This is a genomic window from Kitasatospora sp. NPDC001603 (assembly GCF_040298365.1).
GTDB lineage: Bacteria > Actinomycetota > Actinomycetes > Streptomycetales > Streptomycetaceae > Kitasatospora.
On sequence record NZ_JBEPAA010000106.1, the window covers coordinates 1 to 23,793 of the forward strand.

Here is a 23,793-nt window from a genome sequence, read left to right on the forward strand (position 1 = left end):
GCGTGCCGCCCCCGCCCGCCGCCCCCCCCGCCCGCCCCGGGCCCGGCGGGGCGCCCGCCGTTCCCCGGGCACGGGACGGGTCAGGGCCGCAGCCGCAGGCCCCGTGGAGTGGGGTGGAAGCCGGCCTCCTCCAGGGCGGCGCCGAGCGGGGAGCCGAGCGCGGGCACGCCGTTGGCCCGCTCGACGGTGACGCTGCCGAGCGCCCCCGCGCGGACCGCCGAGGCCAGCGCGGCCGTCGCGGCGGCGAGGGTGGCCTCGTCCTCGGGCCAGGCCAGCAGGGACTTGCCGCCCCGCTCGATGTAGAGGCCCAGCTCGCCGTCGACCAGCACCACCAGGGCGCCGGCCTTACGGCCGGGGCGGTGCGCCCTGGCCTCCCGGGCCTCCTTGGTCTCCTTCGGCGCCTCCCCGGCCGCGGTGGCCCGCTCGGCACCGGGTGCCGCAGTGCCCGGCGGGTCGGGCCAGGGCAGCGCGGCGCCGTAGGCGTTCGCCGGGTCGGCGGCGGCCAGGACCAGCACCTGCGGGGGCTCGGCCGCCGGACCTGCCGGCCACTCGGCGGCCCGGGCCCGCTCCAGCCGCCCGCTGACGGACCGCAGCCGGTCGGCGGCGCCGTCCATGGCGAACTGGGCGCCGCCCAGCCCCTCCACGAAGTACCCCCGGCGGGCCCGGCCGCGCTCCTCCATCGCGGCGAGCACCCGGTACACCCCGGCGAAGCCGCCCGGGACCCGCTCGGCCGCCACCGCGCCCCGGGTCAGCAGGCCGTGCCGGTCCAGCAGGCTCTGGGCCTGGGTGGTGGCCCGCACCGTCGGGTCGGCGTCGAAGGCGGGCAGCAGCGACCAGCGCCCGGCCACCGTCGGCGGTCCGCCGCGCAGCGTGCCGCCGGCCCGGCCGAAGGCCCGGCCCGCGCCGCCGTAGCGCCCGCGCGGGGTGGCCCGGGGCGCCCGGTGGGCGGTCGCGCCGGCCGTCCGGCCGGAGCCGAGCAGGGCGCGCAGCGGGGCGAGGGTGTCGTTGCTGACGTACCCGGCCCAGACCAGGTCCCAGAGGGCCTCGACGACCTCGGTCTCGGGGGTGTCGGGGAAATGGGCGACCAGCTGGCGGAAGAAGAGCCCGTAGCCGCCGGCCAGGGCCTCCAGCAGCGCGGTGTGCACGGGTGTGACGGCGGGCGGGACGGGCTCCGGACGCAGCAGGTGGGCGTGCTCGGCGAGGTGCAGGCCGATCCAGCCGTCCTTGCCGGGCAGGGCGCCGGCGCCGGACCAGCCGATCTCGCCGGCGGCCATCAACTCGTCCAGCAGGCCGGGGGAGTAGTCCGCGAGCCGGGCCGGGAGGATCAGCCGCTCCAGGGCGGAGGCGGGCAGGGCGGTGCCCTGGAGCTGCTCGACCACCCGGAGCAGGCCGTCCGGGCCGCGCAGCCGGTGGCCGGCCAGGTGCTGCCACTGCGGGAGGAAGGCGGCCAGGGCGCGCGGCGGGACGGCCTCGACCTCCTGGCGCAGGGCGGCCAGCGAACGGCGGCGCAGCCGGCGCAGCACCTCGGCGTCGCACCACTCGACGGTGGCGGGGTGGCCGTCGGTGGAGGCGGGGCGTGCGGCGTCCGGCACGAGGGGGTGGGCGTCCGGCGGGCGGAACTCGCCCTGGACCAGCCGCCCGGCGGCGGTGAGGCGCTGCAGGGTACCGGCGACCACCGCGCTGCCCAGGCCGAAGCGGGCGGCGGCCTCGGCGGCGGTGAACGGGCCGTGGGTGCGGGCGTACCGGGCGAGGAGGTCGCCCAGCGGGTCCTTGACCGGCTCGGTGAAGGCCTCCGGGACGCCGACCGGCAGGGGGGTGCCCAGGGCGTCGCGCAGCCGCCCGGCGTCCTCGACGGCGGCCCAGCGCTGCTCGCCCGCGATCCGGACCGCGATCACCCGGCGGGTGGCTTCGAGCTCCAGGGCCCAGAGCGGTTCGGCGCCGCGGGCGGTCAGCTCGGCCTCGGTGAGCGGACCGAGCAGCCGCAGGGCGTCGGCGACGCCCTCGGCGTCCTTGACCCGGCGCTCGGGGGTGAGCCGCTGGAGCTCCGCCTCCAGCTCGGCCAGGACCTGCGGGTCGAGCAGCTCGCGCAGCTCGGCCTGGCCGAGCAGCTCGGACAGCAGCCGGGAGTCCAGCGCGAGGGCGGCGGCCCGGCGCTCGGCGAGCGGGGAGTCCCCCTCGTAGAGGAACTGGGCGACGTAGCCGAAGAGCAGCGAGCGGGCGAACGGCGAGGGCTCGGGCGTGGTGACCTCGACCAGGCGCACGGCGCGCGATTCGAGGTCCCGCATCAGCTCGACCAGGCCGGGGACGTCGAAGACGTCCTGGAGGCACTCCCGGACGGCCTCCAGGACGATCGGGAACGAGCCGTACTCCGAGGCGACCTCCAGGAGCTGCGCGGATCGCTGGCGCTGCTGCCAGAGCGGGGTGCGCTTGCCCGGGCTGCGCCGGGGGAGCAGCAGGGCGCGGCCGGCGCACTCGCGGAAGCGGGAGGCGAACAGGGCGGAGCCGCCGACCTGGTCGGTGACGAGCTGTTCGATCTCGCCGGAGTCGAACAGGGCGGCGTCGGCGCCGACCGGGGCGTCGTCCGGCGCCGGCTGCTCCACCGGGAAGTCGAGCAGGTCGGCGTCGGGGAGGCGGAGCACGATGCCGTCGTCGGCGTGCATGACCTGGGGGTCCAGACCGTGCTTCTCCCGCAGCCGGGCGCCGATCGCGAGCGCCCAGGGCGCGTGCACCTGGGCGCCGAAGGGGGAGTGGATGACGATCCGCCAGTCGCCGAGCTCGTCGCGGAAGCGCTCGACCACGATGGTGCGGTCGTCCGGGAGGTGGCCGCAGGCGGCGCGCTGCTCGGTGAGGTAGCCGAGCAGGTTCCCGGCGGCCCAGTCGTCCAGGCCGGCCTGCCGGAGCCGGGCGGTGGCGGCGGCGGGCTCCAGCGCACCCAGCTCGCGGGTGAACGCGCCGAGCGCGCGGCCGAGTTCGAGCGGGCGGCCTAGGGTGTCGCCCTTCCAGAACGGGAGCCGGCCGGGGACCCCGGGCGCGGGGGTGACCAGCACCTTGTCGTGGGTGATCTCCTCGATCCGCCAGGAGGTGGTGCCGAGGGTGAAGACGTCCCCGACGCGGGACTCGTAGACCATCTCCTCGTCCAGCTCGCCCACCCGGCGGCCGCCGGTGCCCTTGCGGCCGGCCTTGGAGTCGGCCGCCTCGGAGCCGGCGATGAAGACGCCGAACAGGCCGCGGTCGGGGATCGTGCCGCCGGAGGTGACGGCGAGCCGCTGGGCGCCGGGACGGCCGGTGACGGTACCGGCCACCCGGTCCCAGACCAGGCGGGGGCGGAGCTCGGCGAAGGCGTCCGAGGGGTAGCGGCCGGCCAGCATGTCCAGCACGGCGTCGAAGGCGGACTGCGGCAGGGTGGCGAACGGCGCGGCCCGGCGGACCAGTGCGAGCAGGTCGTCCACCGGCCAGGTGTCCAGCGCCGTCATGGCGACGAGCTGCTGGGCGAGCACGTCCAGCGGGTTGCGCGGGATGCGCAGCGCCTCGATCCGGCCGGCCCGCATCCGCTCGGTGACCACGGCGGACTGCACCAGGTCTCCCCGGTACTTGGGGAAGAAGACGCCGGTGGAGACGGCGCCGACCTGGTGGCCGGCCCGGCCGACCCGCTGGAGGCCGGAGGCGACCGAGGGCGGTGACTCGACCTGGACGACCAGCTCGACGGCGCCCATGTCGATGCCGAGCTCCAGGCTGGAGGTGGCGACCACGGCGGGCAGCCGGCCGGCCTTCAGCTCCTCCTCGACCAGGGCGCGCTGCTCCTTGGAGACCGAGCCGTGGTGGGCGCGGGCGATGACTGGCGGGGCGCCCCTGGCGACGCCGGACTCGGCCATCACCTGGGCGGGCGCGTGCGCCTCGGGCAGCGGCTCGCCGGCGGCTCGCTCGTAGGCGATCTCGTTGAGCCGGTTGCAGAGCCGCTCGGCGAGCCGGCGGGAGTTGGCGAAGACGATGGTCGAGCGGTGGGCCTGGACGAGGTCGACGATCCGCTCCTCGACGTGCGGCCAGATCGAGGCTCCGCCGCTCTGCCGGTCGGCGTCGCCGCCGGTGGCGGGGGCGGGCGGCAGGTCGTCGAGGTCCGGGACGGGGACGACCACCGAGAGGTCGAACTCCTTGGCACCGGCGGGCTGGACGACGGTGGCACCGCGCCGCGGGCTGAGGTAGCGGGCCACCTCCTCGACCGGCCGGACGGTGGCGGAGAGGCCGATCCGGCGGGCCGGGTGCTCCAGCAGTTCGTCCAGCCGCTCCAGGGAGAGCGCCAGATGGGCGCCGCGCTTGGTGCCGGCCACGGCGTGCACCTCGTCCAGGATCACCGTGTCGATGCCGCGCAGGGCGTCCCGGGCGGCGGAGGTGAGCAGCAGGAAGAGCGACTCGGGGGTGGTGATCAGGATGTCCGGCGGGTGGGTGGTGAAGCGGCGCCGGTCGGCGGCGGGGGTGTCGCCGGAGCGGATGCCGACCTGGACGTCGGGCTCGGGCAGGCCGAGCCGGACGGCGGCCTGGCGCAGGCCCGCCAGGGGGGAGCGCAGGTTCCGCTCGACGTCGACGGCGAGGGCCTTGAGCGGCGAGATGTAGAGGACCCGGCAGCGGCGCTTCGGCTCGGCGGGGGGCGGGGTGCTGCTCAGGCGGTCCAGCGCGGAGAGGAAGGCGGCGAGCGTCTTGCCGGAGCCGGTGGGGGCCACGACCAGGACGTCCGTCCCGCCGGCGATGGCCTGCCAGGCCTCGGCCTGGGCGGTGGTGGGCGCGTGGAAGGCGCCCGAGAACCACGCCCGGGTGGCCGGGGCGAATCCGGCCAGCGGGTCGGCGGGCGGCTGGGGGTGGGTCTTCGGCGCCATGCCCCCATGGTGCCGGGTGGCACTGACAAGGGGCGGGTGGAGGCGGCGCCGGTCGGCCGGGTCGGCCGGGGTGTCGCGAGGTCGGGGCGTCGCGGTGCCGGGTCGGTGCCGGGCCGTCGCGAAGTCGGGGCAGGAGGGGGCGGGAGGGGGCGGGAGGGTCACCGGAAAGGCAGAAAGGATAATCCGCTCATATGGTGATAATTCAGACACCTGATCCTCTCGTGGCATCGGACCTCCGGTGATCGCCGGACCCCCGCGGCCACCGGGACCGACGAGCGGAGACCGTGCGATGGCGCAGGCGCACCCGGCCGGCAGCGGTCCCGTGCAGGTCCCCCCGCGCCGTACCCGGGGCCCGGTCCGCGCACTGCTCGCGATGCTGCTCACCGCGCTGGTGGTCGGCGGAGCCGTCCCGTACGTGGCCGGGCCCGGGCGGGAGTACTTCAGCTACCTGGTGCTGGCCGAGCGGCAGGACGCGTCCGGCGCCGCCCGGGCCGGTGCCGAGGCGCGTGCCGCCGGCGGGCAGGTCGTCCAGGAGTACCCCCAGATCGGGGCGGTCCTCGCGTACGCCGCCGGCGGCTTCGCCGCCAAGGTCCGGGACCGGCCCGGAGTGGCCGCGGTGGGCGCCACCCGGACCTCACCGGTGCCGAGCCCGCCCCGCCCGCTGGACGGCGCCGGCGACTTCGGCGCCGGGGCCGGGGCCGGCGGCGACCGGGCGGGGTCGGACGGCGCGGACGACGCCACCCCCACCGTGGCCGACCCGGGCGAGCGCGACGCCTGGAACCTCGCGATGCTCGGCAGCGGCAGCGGCGGCGGCCCGTCCGCCGACACCACCGCCACCCTGCTGCGCGGTCCCGGCGCCGGACCGGGCGCCCCCTCCGCCGACGCGCTGCGCCGGGTGCTGGTCGCCGTGCTCGACTCGGGCGTCGACGACACCCATCCGGACCTGCGCGCGGCCGTGGACCCGAAGAGCTCCGCCTCCTGCGCGGACGGCCGCCCGGACGCCCGGACCGGCGCCTGGCGGCCCGACCCCGGGGTCGGCGAGAGCGGCCACGGCACGCACGTCGCCGGGATCGTCGGCGCGGCCCGGGACGGCCACGGCGTCAGCGGCGTCGCGCCAGGCGCTCGGATCGCCGCCGTCCGGCTGCTCGGGCCGCTGGGGCAGTACTACGCGGAGAACATCGTCTGCGGCATGCTCTGGGCCGCCGACCACGGTGCCAAGGCGATCAACAACAGCTACTTCGCCGACCCCTGGAAGTACAACTGCCCGGAGGACGGCGACCAGGCCGCGCTGACCGCCGCCGTCGCCCGGGCCGTCGACTACGCCCGGCGCAAGGGAGCGGTGGTGGTGGCCTCGGCCGGCAACGACGGGCAGGACCTCGGGGCCGCCCGCACCGACGACCGCAGCCCCAACGACCGCAGCTCCGGCCCGGCCCGGACCCGCTACGTCGGGACGGAGTGCGTCCGGCTCCCCGGCGAACTCCCCGGGGTGGTCACGGTGACCGCCGTCAACCGGGACGGCCACCCGTCCGCCTACTCCAACTTCGGGCGCGGCAAGGTCTCGCTGGCCGCCCCCGGCGGCGACCCGGACGGCGGCCCGCAGGGGGCGGTGGTCTCCGACTGGCCCGGCGGCCAGTACGCCGCGCTGGCCGGCACCTCGATGGCCGCGGCCCATGTGACCGGCGCGGTGGCGGTGGCCGCCGCGCTGCACCCGGACTGGGACTCGGACCGGCTCGCGACCCTGCTGGCCACCACCGCGGCCGCCGCCTGCCCGCCCGGCCCGTACGCCTGCGGCGACCGCCAGTACTACGGCGCGGGGACGCTCGCGCTGCCGCACTGAGCGGGCGGGGCCTGCCCCGAGCGGCGGGGCCCGCGCCGGGCTGGGGGCCGCCGGAAACCGGGTGACGGGCGCCGCGCCGTGGGCGAGGATCGGGGGATGACCGTCCACCTCACCACCGAGCGGCTGGTGCTGCGCCGCTTCACCCCCGCCGACGTCGACCACCTGGTGGAGCTGGACGGCGACCCCGAGGTGACGCGCCACCTCACCGGCGGCCGGGCCACCCCGCGCGAGGTGGTCGAGCGGGAACTGCTGCCGCTCTACTTCGACCACTACCGGCGGTACGGCGACCTCGGCTGGTGGGCCGCCGAGGAGCGGGTCGGCGGGGCCTTCCTGGGCTGGTTCGAGTTCCGCCCGACGGACCGGCGGGACCGCGGCGAGGTCGAGCTCGGCTACCGGCTGCGCCGGCCGGCCTGGGGCCGCGGCTACGCCACCGAGGGGGCCCGGGCGCTGATCCGCCGGGGCTTCACCGAGCTGGGCGTGCGCCGGGTGGTGGCGTACACGATGACGGTCAACCGCGGCTCGCGGCGGGTGATGGAGAAGGCCGGGCTCCAGTTCGTCCGGACCTTCCACGAGGAGTACCCGGAGGCGATCCCGGGCTCGGAGCACGGGGAGGTCGAGTACGCGCTGGAGGCGGCCGACTGGACGCCCTGAAGCCTCCGGTCCGGTCCGGGATACTGGGGGGCATGAGGCTGACCGAATTCTGGCGACGGATGTACGCACACTTCGGGGAGGCGTACGCGGAGTCCTTCGCCACCGACCACGTGATGAGCGAGCTGGGCGGGCGGACGGTGCGGCAGGCCCTGGACGCGGGCTGGGAGGCCAAGGACGTCTGGCGGATGGTCTGCGAGAACCAGGGCGTGTCCGCAGTGCTCCGCTGAACCGGTGCCCGGTGCCCGGAGGGGTGTGGGGCACGGGGCATGGGACAGACTGTCCGAGTGACAAGCAGCGCAGAACCGCAGAAGTCGGACAGGTCGGCGCAGGCCGCCGACGAGGCCGCGGGCCGGCGGCCCGAGCACCGCGACGGCGCCGACCGGGAGCCCGCCCGTGACTCCGTGCCGGCCCCGGCCGACGGGCTCCTGGGGACCGGCATGCCGCGCTGGCTGCCCCGCGCCATGGTGCTGGCGCTGGTCATGGTCGGGCTGTTCCAGCTCGCCGACTGGGCCTTCCACCAGCTGATCGACCTGTTCGTGATGCTCCTGGTCGCCTTCTTCCTCTCGCTGGCCCTGGAGCCGGCCGTCGACCGGATGGCGGCCCGGGGGGTGCGCCGAGGGGTCGGCACCTTCCTGGTCTTCGTCGCGGTGGCGGTCGCGGTGGGCGGGTTCCTGACCGCGCTCGGCACCCTGCTGGTCGACCAGGTGGCGAAGATCGCCGGGGACCTGCCGCACCTGCTCGACAACCTGATCCACTGGATCAACCAGACCTTCCACCAGGACCTCTCGCTGGACGAGCTGCAGAAGAAGCTGCTCAAGGACTCCGGGGCGATCGAGACCTACGCGCAGCAGGCCGCCGACAACGTGTGGGGCGTCTCCTCGACCCTGATCGGCGGGCTGTTCCAGGCCTTCACGGTCGGGCTCTTCACCTTCTACTTCACCGCGGACGGCCCCCGGGTGCGCCGCACGGTCTGCTCGCTGCTGCCGCCCGCCAAGCAGGGCGAGGTGCTGCGGGCCTGGGAGATCGCGCTGGCGAAGACCGGCGGCTACCTCTACTCGCGGGCGCTGCTCGCGGTCGCCTCGGCACTCGCGCACTGGGTGATGTTCGCGCTGCTGGACCTGCCGTACTCGGCGGCGCTGGCGGTCTGGGTGGGCGTCATGTCGCAGTTCGTGCCCACCATCGGGACGTACCTGGCCGGCGCGCTGCCGGTGCTGGTCGCGCTCACCGTGGAGCCGGTGGACGCGCTCTGGGTGCTGGCGTTCGTGGTCGTCTACCAGCAGATCGAGAACTACCTGCTGCACCCCCGGATCACCGCCAGGACGGTGGACGTGCACCCGGCGGTGGCCTTCGGCTCGGTGATCGCGGGCGCGGCGCTGCTCGGCGCGGTGGGCGCGCTGATCGCCATCCCGGCGGCCGCCACCCTGCAGGGCTTCGTCGGCACCTACGTGCGCCGGTACGAGGTGGCCACCGATCCGCGGATCGACCGGGGGGCCCAGCGGCGGGCCCGGCGGGAGCTGCGCCGGAAGGCGGCGCGGCGGCTGCGGCGGATGGTCGGCGCGGGGGTGGGGCCGGACGGCGCCGCGGGCGGGGAGGGCGCGGGCGGCCGTGACGCCGGGCGGGACTCCGGGCACGACTCCGGGCACGACGCCGGGCGGGGCGGGGGCCCGGGCCGGGGCGGCGAGGAGTAGCGCCGGGGGCGGCGGCCGGTCGTTCGGCCGGGTCGGTCGGGCCCGGCCCACCTGCGCCGCTTGAATCGAACAGGTGTTCTTTGTACTCTCCGGCGAAGAGTTTTCCACAGGGTCGAGCCCGGTCGGGGCCGATTGTCAGTGGGACGCGCTAGCGTCGAGAACGATGAAGCGCACAGCACAGAACCCGAGGGTGGAAGCCATGGCAGGTACGGACCGCGAGAAGGCTCTTGAGACCGCACTCGCCCAGATCGAGCGGCAGTTCGGCAAGGGCTCGGTGATGCGCCTCGGCGAGAAGGCCAACGAGCCGATCGACGTGATCCCCACCGGGTCCACCGCCCTGGACGTCGCCCTCGGGGTCGGCGGCATCCCGCGCGGCCGGGTGGTCGAGATCTACGGCCCCGAGTCGTCCGGAAAGACCACGCTGACCCTGCACCTGGCGGCCAACGCCCAGCGGGCCGGCGGCACGGTCGCGTTCGTCGACGCGGAGCACGCGCTCGACCCGGACTACGCGAAGAAGCTCGGCGTCGACACCGACGCCCTGCTGGTCAGCCAGCCGGACACGGGTGAGCAGGCCCTGGAGATCACCGACATGCTGATCCGCTCCGGCGCGATCGACCTGGTGATCATCGACTCCGTCGCGGCGCTCGTCCCGCGCGCGGAGATCGAGGGTGAGATGGGTGACTCGCACGTCGGTCTGCAGGCCCGTCTGATGAGCCAGGCGCTGCGCAAGATCGCCGGTGCGCTGAACCAGTCGAACACCACCGCGGTGTTCATCAACCAGCTCCGCGAGAAGATCGGCGTCATGTTCGGTTCGCCGGAGACGACGACCGGTGGCCGCGCGCTGAAGTTCTACGCCTCCGTCCGGCTCGACATCCGCCGGATCGAGACCCTGAAGGACGGCACCGAGGCGGTCGGTAACCGCACCCGGGTGAAGGTCGTCAAGAACAAGGTGGCCGCGCCGTTCAAGCAGGCCGAGTTCGACATCCTTTACGGCGTGGGCATCAGCCGCGAGGGCGGCCTGATCGACATGGGCGTCGAGCACGGGTTCATCCGCAAGTCGGGCGCCTGGTACACCTACGAGGGCGACCAGCTCGGCCAGGGCAAGGAGAACGCCCGCAACTTCCTCCGGGACAACCCGCAGCTCGCCGACGAGATCGAGCGGAAGATCAAGACCAAGCTCGGCATCGGTCCGAAGACGGCGGAGCCGGCCGAGGGCGAGGCGCCGGCCGCCGGTGCCGACGCCGCTGCCGAGGGCGGGGCCAAGCCGATCACCGCGACCGCCGCCAAGACGGCCGCGGCGAAGAAGACGACGGCGGCGGCCAAGGCCTGAGCCATTGATGCAGCACAGCAGGGCGGTGGACGGCGGCCCGGCGGGCCCGGAGGACGATGACTACGGCCCGCCGGACTGGTTCGCCGCAGTGGCCGAGCCGGAACCGGGGCCGGAACCGGAACCGGAGTTCGAACCGGGTCCGGAGCCGGGGCCCGGACCGCGGCCCGAGCGGGGCGTGCCGCCCGGCCGGGCCGGGCGGCGGGGTGCTCCCGACGGCGCGAGCGGTCCGGACGGCCTGGACGACGCGCTCGGGCTGGTGTCCGCGTCCGAGCTGCCGACGGGCCGGCGCCGGCGCCGTTCCGCGCTGGTGGAGGAGACGGCTCCCGGCCATCCGGCCGGGGGAGGGGCGGCCGGTCACGGGGGTGCGGCCGCCCCTGTCTCCCGCACCGGCCCGGCCGATCTCGCCGACCCGGCCGACGTGGCCGAGGGCGGCGGGCGCGCCGGGCGGGGCGCGGGTGCCCGTCGCACGCGGGGACGCGCGCGGGAGCGCGCCGAGGGCGAAGGGCGCAAGGGCGCCCGGGATGCCCGGGCGGCGAAGCCCGAGGAGTCGGTCGACCCCGAGGCCCGGGCGCGGGACATCTGCCTGCGCCTGCTCACCGGCGCCGCCAAGTCCCGCAAGCAGCTGGCCGACGCCCTGCGCCGGCGGGAGATCCCGGACGAGGTCGCCGACGGGGTGCTCACCCGGCTGGAGGAGGTCGGGCTGATCGACGACGCGGCCTTCGCCCAGGCCTGGGTGGAGTCCCGGCACGCCGTTCGCGGTCTCTCCAGGCGGGCGCTGGCCCAGGAGTTGCGGACCAAGGGGGTCGCCGGCGACCTGGTCGAGCAGGCCGTCGCGCAGCTGGACTACGACGACGAGACCGAGGCGGCCCGGGCCCTGGTCGAACGCAAGCTGCGGGTGACCAGGGGCCTGGAGCGGCAGGCCCGGACGCGGCGCCTGGTCGGCGTGCTGGCCCGGCGCGGCTACTCCGAGGGGCTGGCCTTCCGGGTGGTTCGGGAGGTCCTGGACGCGGAGGCGGCCGACGGCGGTCCGGATGGAGAGGACGTGGACGGAGGACCCGGTTCCGGGTGGGAATGACGGCCCCGCTGTGGAGGAGTCCGCCAACTACCTGGCCAGTCTTGACCGTTTCGTAACCTGCGCTTAGCCTCGCACTCAGTGCGGGTAACGCGTCGATCACTCCCCGGCCGTGCCGCGGGCAGGCATGCCCGGGCCCGGTCTCGGTCGGTCCCGGGCGGCGTGGCGCGCAGGACGGGGAGTGGGCAGGATGAGGATCGCGCTGAGCGCCGGACCGGTCGTCCCCCTGCTGTCGGCCGCGGTGCTGGTCGCCGTCGTGGCGGCGGCCTGGCTGACGGTCGGGCGCCTGCGGGTCGCGCAGCGGCGGGCCACGGCCGAGACCGAGCGGGCCCGGCGCCGGGCCGAGGAGCAGTCCGCGCGGGTGCGGGCCGAACTCGACCGGCGCGAGGAGCGGTTGACCGAGGAGCTGAGCCGCCTCCGGGCCCGCGAGGGTGAACTCGACGACCGGTCGACCGCGTTGGAGCGGTCCCGGATCCAGGCCGACGAACTGCTGCGGCGCCGGGCGGCGGAGCTGGAGCGCGCCGCCGGACTCTCGGCCGCCGAGGCCCGGGCCCAACTCGTCCGGGAGGCCGAGGCCGAGGCGCGGCGGGAGGCGGCCGTCGCCGTCCGCGAGATCGAGCGGGCGGCCAAGGAGGAGGGCGAGCAGCGGGCCCGGGAGATCGTCGCGGGGGCGATCCAGCGACTGGCGAGCGAGCAGACGGCCGAGACGGCGGTGTCGCTCTTCCGGCTGCCCAACGAGGAGATGAAGGGGCGGATCATCGGCCGGGAGGGCCGCAACATCCGCGCCTTCGAGGCGGTCACCGGCGTCAATCTGATCATCGATGACACCCCGGTCTCGGTGCAGCTGTCCTGCTTCGACCCGGTCCGCCGGGAGACCGCCCGGCTCACCCTGGAGCAGCTGGTCGAGGACGGCCGGATCCACCCGATGCGGATCGAGGACGTCCACGAGCGCAGCCGCGAGGAGGTCGAGCGGCGCTGCGTCCGGGCCGGTGAGGACGCGCTGCTGTCGGCCGGCGTCGGCGGGCTGCACCCGGAGCTGGTGCGCACCCTGGGGACGCTGCGCTACCGGGCCTCGTACGGGCAGAACGTCCTGGGGCACCTGGTGGAGTCGGCGCACCTGGCCGGGATGATGGCCGCCGAGCTCGGGGTGGACCCGGCACCGGTGCGCCGTTCGGCGCTGCTGCACGACATCGGCAAGGCGCTGACGCACGAGGTCGAGGGCAGCCACGCGGCGATCGGGGCGGACTTCGCCCGCCGGTACGGCGAGTCGGCGGACGTGGTGCACGCGATCGCGGCGCACCACGGCGAGGTGGAGCCGAGGACGGTCGAGGCGGTGCTGACCCAGGCCGCCGACGCCTGCTCGGGCGGCCGTCCGGGGGCGCGCAAGGAGTCGCTGGAGGTCTACGTGCGCCGGCTGGAGCGGCTGGAGGAGATCGCCCGGGCGCACGAAGGGGTGGCCAAGGTCTACGCGATGCAGGCCGGTCGCGAGGTGCGGGTGATGGTGCGGCCGGAGGTGGTGGACGACCTCGGGGCACAGGTGATCGCCCGCGAGGTCGCCAAGCAGGTGGCGGAGGAGCTGACCTACCCGGGCCAGATCCGGGTCACGGTGGTGCGGGAGAGCAGGGTCACCGAGGTGGCCCGCTAGGCGAGTCCGCCGGGCGCGGCGTCGCGCCGGAGACCTGTCGGGGCGCGGCGGCCCCGGCGCCCGCCCCGGGACCGGGACCGGAGCCGGTACCGCGGGCGGATTCGGCGCCGGTGTCGCGGCCGGGACGATCGGGTTCCTGGTCCGGCTCGGCACCGCCGGCCAGGGTCGGCGGCCCGCCCCGGGCGCGCTCGGCCAGCGCCAGGAGGTCGTCCGCCGCGGCGCCCTGGGTGACCCCGACCAGATGGCCGTCCGGCCGGATCAGCAGCACGGTGTGCGGTCCGGCTCCGGGGTACTCCTCGGTGACCAGCACCTCGGCCGGCACCGGCAGGGCCGCGGCGACCTCGGCCAGCCGGGGCATCAGCCCGGCGCCGAGCCAGTGTTCGGCGGACCAGACGGCGGTGCCGGGGGCGACCAGCAGCAGCAGGAAGGAGGCACCGAGCCGGGCGTGCAGCTGGTCCGGCGTGCCGTCGGTGGTGAGCACCGGCAGGTCCGGGACGAGCACGCCGGGCGAGGTGGCGGGCAGCAGTTCGCTGAGCGAGGTCGCGTCGCGCCGGCCGCGCTGCACCGGGACCCGCCCGGGCACGCCGCTGGGCGCCGCCGGGTAGGCGGGCGCGCCGCCGAAGCGGCCGGTGCCGAGCTGGCCGTCGGCGAGCAGCGGCGCGTGTTTGCGGAACGAGCCGGAGAGCAGCGAGCGCCGGGTGGCCTGCCAGCCGCGCAGCGGGCGCAGCAGCGGCATGGCCTGGTCGACGGCGCGCAGCCGGGCGCCGACCGCGCCGCGCCGCTCGGCCTCGTACCCGTCGAGCAGCGAGCCGCCGGGCTGGGGGCCGCCGGTGTGCAGATGCCAGGCGAGGGCGAGGCGCCAGGCGAGGTTGTCGGCGTCGCGCAGGCCGTCGGCGAGGTTCTGCATGCCGAGGGCGCCGTGCAGGTGGGCGGCGTCGCCGGCGAGGAAGCAGCGGCCGCTGCGGAACCGGGCGGCGAGGCGCTGCTGGGCGGTGTGGTCGGCGGCGGCGAGCAGCTCGTACCGGGGCAGCTCGCCGCACCAGCCGGTCAGGGTCGCGGTGACCCGGGTGAGCAGGGTGTCGCCGGTGACGACGCCGGGCCAGGTGGCGTGCGGGTCGACGGGTTCGCTGGGGACCGGCCGGCCGGGGGGCAGCCGCCAGTCGAGGCGCCAGACGCCGTCCGGCAGCGGTCGGGCGGAGGCCTCGCGGTCGCCGCGCCACGGGGGCTCGCGGTGCAGCCGGGCCTCGGTGAAGGGCAGGTCGACCCGGACGGTGGCGACGGCGTTGCGGTCGACGGCCGGCCGGCCGGGGAAGCGGATCCGCAGCAGCTTCCGGACGGCGGAGCGGGCTCCGTCGCAGCCGACCAGGTGGCTGCCGCGCCACCAGGTCTCGGTGCCGTCCTGCGGGTTGCGGGTGCGGACGCTGACGCCGTCGCGGTCCTGGGCGAGTTCGGTGACGCGGCTCAACGGCACCAGCCGCACCAGCGGGGTGCCGGTCAGGGCGTCGCGCAGGCCGCGCTGGAGGCGGTGCTGGGGCAGGTGGAGGACGGGGGTGTCGGCCAGGTCGATCCGCAGCACCTCCTGGCGGCGGCGCCAGATGGTGAAGGCGTCCCACCGGGCGGCGTCCGAGACGGCCCGCGGGTAGCCGATCCTGGTCAGGAAGGCGGCGGTGTCGGCCCCGAGCACGACGCTGCGAGGGCCCTCGGGGCAGAGCCCGGAGCCCTCGTCCAGGACGACGGTCGGCACCTCGTGCCGGGCGAGGGCGAGGGCCAGGGCCAGACCGACCGGTCCGGCCCCGACCACGATCACCGGGTCCATGCCGGGCCCTCCGCGCAGCGGCCGGCCGGGCGGGCGGAGCCGCGCACCCCCGGGGCCGGGCAGGCCGACGAGGGGGCGTCATATGCCGCGAGGATGGTCCCGGATGGTGTCACGAAGAGCAATGCAACAGTTCGCCTGCGTGTCCGTCAAGCAGCAGCTGATGTGCGCCGGTTCGCGCCGCGGCGGCCGCGTGCCTCGATCCACCGGGCGAGCGCGGTGAGCAGCAGGCACATCACGATGTAGATGGGCCCGATCACCAGGACCACGGGGATGTAGGGGAAGCCCGCGGCGTTGAGCGGCTGACTGGCGATCGCCTTACCGACGAACAGCAGCTCGTGGTAGGTGATGATGAAGCCGAGCGAGGTGTCCTTGAGGGTGACGACCAGCTGGCCGATCATGGTGGGCAGCATCGAGCGGACCGCCTGCGGCACCAGGATGGTCGTCATCACCTGGGTCTTGCGCAGGCCGAGCGCGAACGCGGCCTCGCCCTGACCGCGCGGCACGGCGTTGACGCCGCTGCGGATGATCTCCGCCTGCACGGAGCCGTTGTAGAGGGTGAGCCCGATCACCAGGGCCCACATCGGCTCCTTGGCGAAGAAGGCGTAGTAGAGCGCGACGATCAGGATGAGCAGCGGCATCGCCCGGAAGAACTGGACGAAGGAGACCGCCGCCCAGCGGACCGGCTTGTGGTCGGAGAGCTGTCCGGCCGCCAGCAGCGCGCCCAGGGCCAGCGAGCCGACCGCGGCCAGCCCGAAGGCCTCCAGGGTGGCCAGCAGACCGTCGACGATCCGCTGCTGGACGGTGTTGTACTGGAAGGCGTCCCAGAGCTGGGCGTCGAACTGGCCGTTGGAGGCCAGGCTGGCGATCGCGTACCAGAGCAGGCCGGCGATCGCGAGCAGCGACAGCACCCCGAAGAGCCGGTACCGCGTGCGGGCCCGCGGGCCCGGGGCGTCGTAGAGGACGCTGGCCGTGGAGGAGCGGGTGAAGAGGGCGTTCATCGGGCCACCGCCAGTCGGTCTTCCAGGAAGCGGAACAGCAGGGCGACGACGGCGCTGATCACCAGGTAGGCGCAGGCCACCCAGAAGAAGATCGCGAAGATCGAGTAGCCGTCCTCGGAGAACGACTGCTGCGCGCTGTACAGCTCGCTGACGCTGAAGGCGCCGGCGATCGCCGAGTTCCTCGGCAGGGCGATGAAGACGCTGCTCAGCGGTGCCAGCACCGTCCTGGCGGCCTGCGGCAGGACGATGCTGGTCAGGGTCTGACCGAAGGTCATGCCGAGGCTGCGGGCGGCCTCGGCCTGGCCGAGCGGCACGGTGTTGATGCCCGAGCGGAGCACCTCGCAGACGAACGAGGCCGTGTAGCTGCCCAGCGCCAGCACCGCGAAGGTGAGGTGGCTGAAGTGCACGCCGAGCGGCGGGAGCCCGAACGTGACGGCGAAGAACAGCACCGTCAGCGGGGTGTTACGGAAGAGCGTCACCCAGGCCGTGCCGAAGCCGCGCAGCGCGGGTATGGGGGAGACCCGGAAGGCCGCCAGCAGGGTGCCCAGCAGCAGGGCGAGCAGTGCGCTGAGCGCGCTCAGCTCGATCGTCTGCAGGAAGCCGTCGCGGAACAGCGCGAAGTTGCCGTCCTCGAACAGGAAACCCATCCGGCGGCCCTCCTCTCAGGAGTGGTCAGGAACGGTGGTCGGCGGGCGGTCAGTACCGCTCAAGGGCCGGCGGGGTGGGCGCGGCCGAGCCGGAGAGGCCGAGGGTGGCGTCGTACGCCTTCTTCCAGTCGCCGTTGTCCTGGTGCGCCTTCAGGGCGTCGCTGATGGCGCCCCGCAGGGCGGCGTCGTCCTTGTTCAGGCCCACGCCGTAGTTCTCCTTGGTGAACGGCTTGCCGACCACCTTGAGCTTGGGCGCGTACTTGGAGGCGTAGCCCTTGAGGATGGCGTCGTCCGTGGTGACGGCGTCGACCTCGCCCGACAGCAGCTTCTCGACGCAGGCCGAGTAGGTGTCGAACTGGGTGATCTTCGGCGAGTACTGCTGGATGTTCTTGATCGAGGTGGAGCCGGTGGCGGTGCAGATGTTCTTGCCGTTGACCGACTCCGGGCCGGTGATCGAGGTGTTGTCCGCCTTGACCAGGAAGTCCTGGCCGGCGATGAAGTACGGGCCGGCGAAGGACACCGTCTTCTTGCGCTCGTCGTTGATGCTGTAGGTGCCGACGTAGAAGTCGATCTGGCCCTTGGAGATCGCGGGTTCGCGCTGCGAGGAGACCAGGGTCTGCCACTTGATCTGCTGCGGGGTGAAGCCGAGGTCCGCGGCGACCATCTTGGCGATCTCGATGTCGAAGCCGCTGCGGTCGCCGCTGGCGAGGTCCTCGAAGCCGAGGAACGGCTGGTCGGACTTGGCGCCGATGATCAGCTGGCCGCGCTTCTTGGCCTCGGCGAAGATCGCGGAGTCCACCTTCGCGTCGGTCTTGACGGTGTAGGTGGGCAGCTTGGGGGCGGTGCTGCCGCTGGCGGCGGCGTCACCGGGGGCGCCGTCCTTGCCACAGGCGGCGGTGGCGGTGAGCGCGATGGCACAGAGCGCGACGGCGAAGGTGCGACGAGTCCTCATGAGGGTGGTTCTCCTCGGGGCTGGGCCACGGTTCAACCGGGCTCTGGCGACAGGAAGGTGGCCGGGCGGACGGGACCGGCGCCGGCGTCCTTGCCGTCGCCGACCGGTGTCCGTCCGGAAGCTCAGTGGTGCAGGATCTTCGAGAGGAAGTCCTTCGCGCGGTCGCTGCGCGGCGCGGTGAAGAAGGCCTCGGGGGTGTTCTGCTCGACGATTCGGCCGTCGGCCATGAAGAGCACGCGGTTGGCGGCGGAGCGGGCGAAGCCCATCTCGTGGGTGACGACGACCATCGTCATGCCGTCGGCGGCCAGCTGGCGCATGACCTCCAGCACCTCGTTGATCATCTCCGGGTCGAGCGCCGAGGTGGGCTCGTCGAAGAGCATCACCTTCGGGTTCATCGCCAGTGCCCGGGCGATCGCGACGCGCTGCTGCTGGCCGCCGGAGAGCTGGGCCGGGAACTTCGACGCCTGCGCGCCGACCCCCACCCGCTCCAGCAGCTCCTGGGCGGTCCGCACCGCCTTCTCACGGGCGATCCCGCGCACCTTGACCTGGCCGAGCACCACGTTCTCCAGCACGGTCTTGTGCGCGAAGAGGTTGAAGCTCTGGAACACCATGCCGACCTCGGCGCGCAGCTTGGCCAGCTCCCGGCCCTCGGCGGGCAGCGGCCGGCCGTCGATGGTGATCGTGCCGGAGTCGACGGTCTCCAGCCGGTTGATCGTCCGGCAGAGCGTGGACTTGCCCGAGCCGGAGGGGCCGATCAGCACCACCACCTCGCCCTGGGCGATCTCCAGGTCGATGTCCTGGAGGACGTGAAGGGCACCGAAGTGCTTGTTCACCCCGTTCAGCACCACCAGCGGAGCGGTCGCGGCGGCGCTGGAGTCCTTGATCAGGCTCTCGGTCATCGCGCCTGCTCCTCGTGTCGGCCCCCGGAGTCGAACTCCCTTGGGCGGCAGTGATGGTAGGAACCGGGGGCCTCGGCCGGCGGAGCCTCGGCCCCCGGTGGGGTGACCATAGGAGCCATGACGATGCCACGTCAGCCGATCTGAGCGGAACTTGAGGATCACGATCCGGCCACACGCCCGGCAAGAGCCGTTCACAGCCGGGAAACAGGGGGCACCGTGACAGCGGGCACCCGCACCGCCGCGCGCCGTCCCCGGCGGTCCCGGGGCGTGGCCGAGCCTGGCGTCCGGCGCTCCGCTGGCCCATACTGCGCAGGACCGGGACCTGCCCGGTGGGGCCCGTGAACATCACGTGACACCCCGGGGAACGTCGGGGGGAGGAGGAACGATGCGACTGCTGCTCGTCGAGGACGACGAACGTGTGGCCGCCGCGCTGGTCGCGGTCCTGGGCCGGCACGGCTTCCAGGTCAGGCACGCCCGCAGCGGGCACGAGGCGCTCGACGCGCTGGTGCCGGACGGCAACGACCCGTACCGGGTGGTCCTGCTCGACCTCGGCCTGCCCGACCGGGACGGCTTCGAGGTCTGCAGCCGGATCCGGGCCGGCAGCGGCGTGCCCGTGATCATGGTGACCGCGCGCGCCGACATCCGCTCCCGGATCCACGGCCTCAACCTCGGTGCCGACGACTACGTCACCAAGCCCTACGACATGGGCGAGCTGCTCGCCCGGATCCACGCCGTGGCCCGGCGCGGCGCGGTGCCCGCCGCCGCCGCGGTGCCCGCCCCCGACGTCGTACCGCAGCAGGGCGGGCCGCTGGAGTCCCGCGGCATCCTGATCGACCGCGAGCGCCGCCGGGTCAGCGTGGACGGCCGGGACGTCCCGCTCACCCGCAAGGAGTTCGACCTGCTGGCGCTGCTCGCGCAGAGCCCCGGCGTGGTCTACCGCCGCGAGCAGATCTTCAGCGAGGTCTGGCGCAGCGGCTGGGAGGGCAACGGCCGCACCCTGGAGGTGCACATCGGCTCGCTGCGCACCAAGCTCGCGCTGCCCGGGCTGGTCGAGGCCGTCCGCGGCGTCGGCTACCGGCTGATCCCCGAGAGCCCGGCCGCCGCCGCGGCCGCCGGGTCCGCCGCGACGGCCGCGGCGCAAGCCCCCCAGGCCCGCGCGGAGCACTGACCGCACGTGCGTACCCGCCTGCTCGGGATCCTGCTCGCCCTGATGCTCTGCGTACTGGCCGCCCTCGGGCTGCCGCTCGCCGCGGCGGTCGCGGCCGCCGAGCAGAGCCGGGTGGTCGTCGACCGGCTCGACGACGCCGCCCGGTTCGCCCAGGACCTGCCCACCTCGGGCGTCTCCGGGCTGGAGTCCGCCCTCAAGGGGGAGTCCCAGCCCGCTCCCGGCGACCTCAGCCGCCGGCACGCGCTGGACGCCGAGGTGGCGCGCTACCACGATCTCTACGGCGTGCGGCTCGGCATCTTCCAGCGCGACGGTCTGCCGATCGCCACCGCCCCCGAGGACTGGCGGGTACCCGCCGGCGGCTGGGGCGAGCAGGCCTTCCAGGAGGCCCTGGACGGGCGGCGCAGCCACAACCCGCCGCAGGTCTGGCCGTGGACCCCCGACCGGACCCTGACCATCGCCACCCCGGTGGTCCGGGACGGCGACGTGGTCGCGGTGGTGCTCAGCGAGTCCCCGACCGGGCCGATGCGCACCCGGGTGCTGCACCGCTGGTTGGTGATCGGGGCCGGCGAGGCCGCCGCGATGATCGTCGCGGTGCTGCTGGCCGTCCGGCTCACCGAGTGGGTGCTGCGGCCCGTCCGGACCCTCGACCGGGCCACCCACGACATCGCCACCGGCCGGATGAACGCCCGGGTGGCGCCCGGCGGCGGGCCGCCCGAACTGCAGCGCCTGGCCCGCTCGTTCAACGACATGGCCGACCATGTGGTGCTCGCCCTGGACCAGCAGAAGGCCTTCGTCGCGGACGCTTCGCACCAGCTGCGCAACCCGCTGGCGGCGCTGCTGCTGCGGGTCGAGGTGCTGGGCCTGGAGCTGCCCGAGGGGCACGACGAGGAGCTCGGCAGGGTCCGGGAGGAGGGCGTCCGGCTGGCCCGGGTGCTGGACGACCTGCTGGGCCTGGCCACCGCCGAGCACGCCCGCCCCGAGCCGGAGCCGACCGACCTGGTCGCGCTCACCCTGGCCCGGGCGGACGCCTGGCGGCCGGTGGCCCAGCAGCGCGGGATCGAGCTCGGCTGGGAGGGCCCGGCGCTCGCCCTCGGCATGGCCGACCCGATCGGCTTCGGCAGCGCGCTGGACGCCGTGGTCGACAACGCGCTCAAGTTCGGCCCGGCCGGCAGCCGGGTCCGGGTGCTGGTGGCGGTGCGGCGCGACGAGGTCGCGGTGACCGTCTCGGACGCCGGGCCGGGGCTCGCCGAGGAGGAGCTGGCCCGGGCCGGCGACCGGTTCTGGCGCAGCGCGCGTCACCAGAACGTGGACGGCTCGGGGCTCGGGCTCTCGATCGCCCGCACCCTGCTGCTGGCCGCCGGCGGCTCGCTCACCTTCGCCCCGGTCCGGCCGACCGGCCTCGCGGTGACGCTGGCGGTGCCGCGGGCGGGCAAGAAGCTCTGACGGCCGGGGCCGGGGCCCGGGCGGGTCGGGCCCCGGGGGTCCGGGCCTCGCGGTGTCAGGACCTCACGGCTTCACCGACCGGTAGTAGCGCATCGCGCCCTCGTGCAGCGGGAGCGGGTCGGTGTAGACGGCGGTGCGCAGGTCGACCAGCTGGGCGGCGTGGACCTGGGCGCCGATCTGGTCGCGGCTGTCTATCACCGCCCGGGTCATCCCCTGCACCAGGTCGGTGTCCACGTCCTCGCGGGTGACCAGCAGGTTGGGCACGGCCACCGTGGCGACGGCGTCCTTGGGCTCGGCGTTGGGGTAGGTGCCCTTCGGCATGGTGGCCGCCCGGTAGGCGTCGGTGCCGCCGCCCTCGACCTTGTGCACGGCCTCGGCGAGGTCGCCGAGCGGTACGAGCCTGATCCCGATGTGGTCGGACAGGTCGGTCAGCGCGCTGGTCGGCAGCCCGCCGGACCAGAAGAAGGCGTCCAGCTTGCCGGCCCGCAGCTGGTCGGCGGCGTCGCCGACGCCCAGCATGACCGGCGTGATGTCGTGGTCCGGGTCGAGGCCGGCCGAGGAGAGCAGCCGTCTGGTCACCAGGTTCACCCCGGACAGGGCCTGCCCGACGCCGACCCGCTTGCCCTTGAGGTCGGCCGTCCGGCGCACCGTCGAGTCGGCGGGGACGATCAGCTGGAGGTAGTCGTCGTAGAGCCGGGCGATGGCCCGCAGCCGGTCCTTGCCGGGGCCGGAGTACTCGGCGACGGCGTCGGCGGTCGCGATCGCGAAGTCGTCCTGGCCGCTGGTGACCCGGGCCAGGTTGTCGATCGAGCCCTGCGAGTTGTCCAGCCGCAGCCGCACCCCCGGCATCGCCCTGGCGACGTGGGTCTGCAGCAGCTGCCCGTACCGGTCGTAGACGCCGCGCTGGACCCCGGTGGCGAAACCGGTCTCGCCGCGCGGGTAGTCGGGCGTGCGGCCCGCCGAGAGCCACCAGCCGCCGAACCCGGCCGCCACCAGCACCAGGACCAGCAGCGTCCGCCACAGCGGGCTGCGGGCGGCGGCGCGGAGGGCGCCGCCGGGGCGGGGATCGGGGGAGGGGGCCATGCAGGGATAGTGCCAGGCGCGGGCGGCGAACGGGAGGGGCGCAGGCCGGGGCGGGTGGCGGCCGGCGCCCGGAGAGCGGGCGGGCGGCGCCCGGGCGGGCGGGGAAAAGCCCTTCGCGGGTGCCCGTACCCTGGTTGGGTGAGCGGTGAGAGCGGATTGAAGAGCTACAAGGTCGTCACGTACGGCTGCCAGATGAACGTCCACGACTCCGAGCGGCTGTCCGGGCTGCTGGAGGACGCCGGGTACGTGAAGGCGGGGCAGGACGGCGACCCGGACCTGGTCGTGTTCAACACCTGCGCGGTGCGCGAGAACGCCGACAACAAGCTGTACGGCAACCTCGGGCAGCTGGCGCCGGTGAAGAGCCGCCACCGGGGCATGCAGATCGCCGTCGGCGGCTGCCTGGCCCAGAAGGACCGCGACACCATCGTCCGCAAGGCCCCCTGGGTCGACGTGGTGTTCGGCACCCACAACATCGGGCACCTGCCCGCGCTGCTGGAGCGGGCCGCGGTCGAGCGCAAGGCCCAGGTCGAGATCCTGGAGTCGCTGGAGACCTTCCCGTCCACGCTGCCCACCCGCCGCGAGTCCGCGTACGCCGCGTGGGTGGCCATCTCGGTCGGCTGCAACAACACCTGCACCTTCTGCATCGTCCCCGCGCTGCGCGGCAAGGAGGAGGACCGCCGCCCGGGCGACGTCCTCGCCGAGATCGAGGCGCTGGTCGGCGAGGGCGTCATCGAGGTCACCCTGCTGGGCCAGAACGTCAACGCCTACGGCTCCGACCTGGGCGACCGCGAGGCGTTCTCCAAGCTGCTGCGCGCCGCCGGGCAGATCGAGGGCCTGGAGCGGATCCGCTTCACCTCGCCGCACCCGCGGGACTTCACCGACGACGTGATCGCCGCGATGGCCGAGACCCCGAACGTGATGCACCAGCTGCACATGCCGCTGCAGTCCGGCTCGGACACCGTGCTCAAGGCGATGCGCCGCTCGTACCGGCAGGAGCGCTTCCTCGGCATCATCCGGAAGGTGCGCGAGGCGATGCCGGACGCGGCCATCTCCACCGACATCATCGTGGGCTTCCCCGGCGAGACCGAGGAGGACTTCGAGCAGACCATGCACACCGTGCGCGAGGCCCGCTTCACCAACGCCTTCACCTTCCAGTACTCCAAGCGCCCCGGCACCCCGGCCGCCGAGATGGAGAACCAGGTGCCGAAGGCCGTCGTGCAGGCCCGCTACGACCGGCTGATCGCGCTCCAGGAGGAGATCTCCTGGGAGGAGAACAAGAAGCAGGTCGGACGCACCCTGGAGATCCTGGTCGCCGAGGGCGAGGGCAAGAAGGACGACCGGACCGACCGGCTCTCCGGCCGCGCGCCCGACAACCGGCTGGTGCACTTCACCCGGCCCGCCGAGCCGGTGCGCCCGGGCGACACGGTGACCGTCGAGATCACCTACGCCGCCCCGCACCACCTGCTGGCCGAGGGCCCGACCCTCGGGGTGCGCCGCACCCGGGCCGGCGACGCCTGGGAGAAGCGCCAGGCGGCCCCGGCAGCCAAGCCGGCCGGCGTGATGCTCGGCCTGCCCACCATCGGCGCCCCGGCGCCGGTGGCCGCCCCCGCGGCGGGCGGCTGCTGCGGCGACTGACCGGCGCTCCTTCGGCGGGCCCGCGGGGGGCCGCCACCCCCCCGGCCGCCGGCGGCCCCCC

General features: G+C 74.9%; 17 protein-coding genes. 10 read left to right on the forward strand and 7 right to left on the reverse strand.

Going from position 1 to position 23,793, the window contains the following annotated elements; genetic code table 11:
* Positions 1-80: 80 nt before the first annotated feature.
* Complete coding sequence (locus ABT263_RS35720; protein WP_352297332.1) at positions 81-4,868, reverse strand: ATP-dependent helicase; 4,788 nt, start codon at positions 4,866-4,868, stop codon at positions 81-83.
* 289 nt (positions 4,869-5,157) lie between these two features.
* Between ABT263_RS35720 and ABT263_RS35725 the strand changes: the two genes are divergently transcribed.
* The 7 genes from ABT263_RS35725 to rny all read left to right on the forward strand — a co-directional run bounded on the left by ABT263_RS35725 (position 5,158) and on the right by rny (position 13,091).
* A complete protein-coding gene (locus ABT263_RS35725; RefSeq protein WP_352297335.1) occupies positions 5,158-6,705 on the forward strand; it encodes a S8 family peptidase in 1,548 nt (515 codons plus the stop codon).
* Positions 6,706-6,801: 96 nt separating this feature from the next.
* The gene (locus tag ABT263_RS35730; RefSeq protein ID WP_352297338.1) at positions 6,802-7,356 is read left to right on the forward strand and encodes a GNAT family N-acetyltransferase; all 555 of its coding nucleotides are present in this window, start codon (positions 6,802-6,804) and stop codon (positions 7,354-7,356) included.
* 32 nt (positions 7,357-7,388) lie between these two features.
* Positions 7,389-7,583, forward strand: a complete 195-nt coding sequence (locus ABT263_RS35735) for a DUF3046 domain-containing protein (RefSeq protein WP_352297341.1) — start codon at positions 7,389-7,391, stop codon at positions 7,581-7,583.
* 210 nt (positions 7,584-7,793) lie between these two features.
* The gene (locus ABT263_RS35740) at positions 7,794-9,044 is read left to right on the forward strand and encodes an AI-2E family transporter (RefSeq protein WP_502885919.1); all 1,251 of its coding nucleotides are present in this window, start codon (positions 7,794-7,796) and stop codon (positions 9,042-9,044) included.
* Positions 9,045-9,243: 199 nt separating this feature from the next.
* Positions 9,244-10,374, forward strand: a complete 1,131-nt coding sequence (gene recA / locus ABT263_RS35745) for a recombinase RecA (protein WP_329489815.1) — start codon at positions 9,244-9,246, stop codon at positions 10,372-10,374.
* A gap of 7 nt (positions 10,375-10,381) precedes the next feature.
* Positions 10,382-11,449: a regulatory protein RecX gene (locus tag ABT263_RS35750; protein WP_502885918.1), complete on the forward strand. Its 1,068-nt coding sequence runs from the start codon at positions 10,382-10,384 to the stop codon at positions 11,447-11,449.
* Positions 11,450-11,636: 187 nt separating this feature from the next.
* Positions 11,637-13,091, forward strand: a complete 1,455-nt coding sequence (gene rny, locus ABT263_RS35755) for a ribonuclease Y (RefSeq protein WP_352297344.1) — start codon at positions 11,637-11,639, stop codon at positions 13,089-13,091.
* On the opposite strand, the gene ABT263_RS35760 is transcribed toward rny, so the two are convergent.
* The 5 genes from ABT263_RS35760 to ABT263_RS35780 all read right to left on the reverse strand — a co-directional run bounded on the left by ABT263_RS35760 (position 13,072) and on the right by ABT263_RS35780 (position 18,403).
* Positions 13,072-14,907, reverse strand: coding sequence for an FAD-dependent monooxygenase (locus tag ABT263_RS35760; protein ID WP_352297346.1), 1,836 nt, complete (start codon positions 14,905-14,907; stop codon positions 13,072-13,074). The two genes, rny and ABT263_RS35760, sit on opposite strands and share 20 nt — an antisense overlap.
* Positions 14,908-15,053: 146 nt before the next feature.
* Positions 15,054-15,905, reverse strand: a complete 852-nt coding sequence (locus tag ABT263_RS35765) for an amino acid ABC transporter permease (protein WP_352297348.1) — start codon at positions 15,903-15,905, stop codon at positions 15,054-15,056.
* Positions 15,902-16,552, reverse strand: coding sequence for an amino acid ABC transporter permease (locus ABT263_RS35770; RefSeq protein WP_329489819.1), 651 nt, complete (start codon positions 16,550-16,552; stop codon positions 15,902-15,904). The genes ABT263_RS35765 and ABT263_RS35770 overlap by 4 nt, the downstream gene beginning before the upstream one ends.
* Positions 16,553-16,601: 49 nt before the next feature.
* On the reverse strand, positions 16,602-17,504 hold the full coding sequence (locus ABT263_RS35775; RefSeq protein WP_352297351.1) for a glutamate ABC transporter substrate-binding protein: 903 nt from the start codon (positions 17,502-17,504) through the stop codon (positions 16,602-16,604).
* A gap of 122 nt (positions 17,505-17,626) precedes the next feature.
* Complete coding sequence (locus ABT263_RS35780; protein ID WP_329489821.1) at positions 17,627-18,403, reverse strand: amino acid ABC transporter ATP-binding protein; 777 nt, start codon at positions 18,401-18,403, stop codon at positions 17,627-17,629.
* A gap of 385 nt (positions 18,404-18,788) precedes the next feature.
* On the opposite strand from ABT263_RS35780, the gene ABT263_RS35785 reads away from it, so the two are divergent.
* Both ABT263_RS35785 and ABT263_RS35790 read left to right on the forward strand, forming a co-directional pair.
* Positions 18,789-19,571 (forward strand): response regulator transcription factor, encoded by a 783-nt coding sequence (locus ABT263_RS35785; protein WP_352297354.1) that lies wholly within the window; start codon positions 18,789-18,791, stop codon positions 19,569-19,571.
* A gap of 6 nt (positions 19,572-19,577) precedes the next feature.
* The gene (locus tag ABT263_RS35790) at positions 19,578-21,014 is read left to right on the forward strand and encodes a sensor histidine kinase (protein WP_329489823.1); all 1,437 of its coding nucleotides are present in this window, start codon (positions 19,578-19,580) and stop codon (positions 21,012-21,014) included.
* Between the two features lie 63 nt (positions 21,015-21,077).
* Here the strand turns inward: ABT263_RS35790 and ABT263_RS35795 are convergent, their stop codons facing one another.
* Complete coding sequence (locus ABT263_RS35795) at positions 21,078-22,097, reverse strand: TAXI family TRAP transporter solute-binding subunit (RefSeq protein WP_352297356.1); 1,020 nt, start codon at positions 22,095-22,097, stop codon at positions 21,078-21,080.
* A 138-nt stretch (positions 22,098-22,235) separates the two neighbouring features.
* Here ABT263_RS35795 and miaB point away from each other — a divergent pair, with 138 nt between their 5' ends.
* Positions 22,236-23,732 (forward strand): tRNA (N6-isopentenyl adenosine(37)-C2)-methylthiotransferase MiaB, encoded by a 1,497-nt coding sequence (miaB, locus tag ABT263_RS35800; RefSeq protein WP_329489825.1) that lies wholly within the window; start codon positions 22,236-22,238, stop codon positions 23,730-23,732.
* The last annotated feature ends 61 nt before the right edge of the window (positions 23,733-23,793 follow it).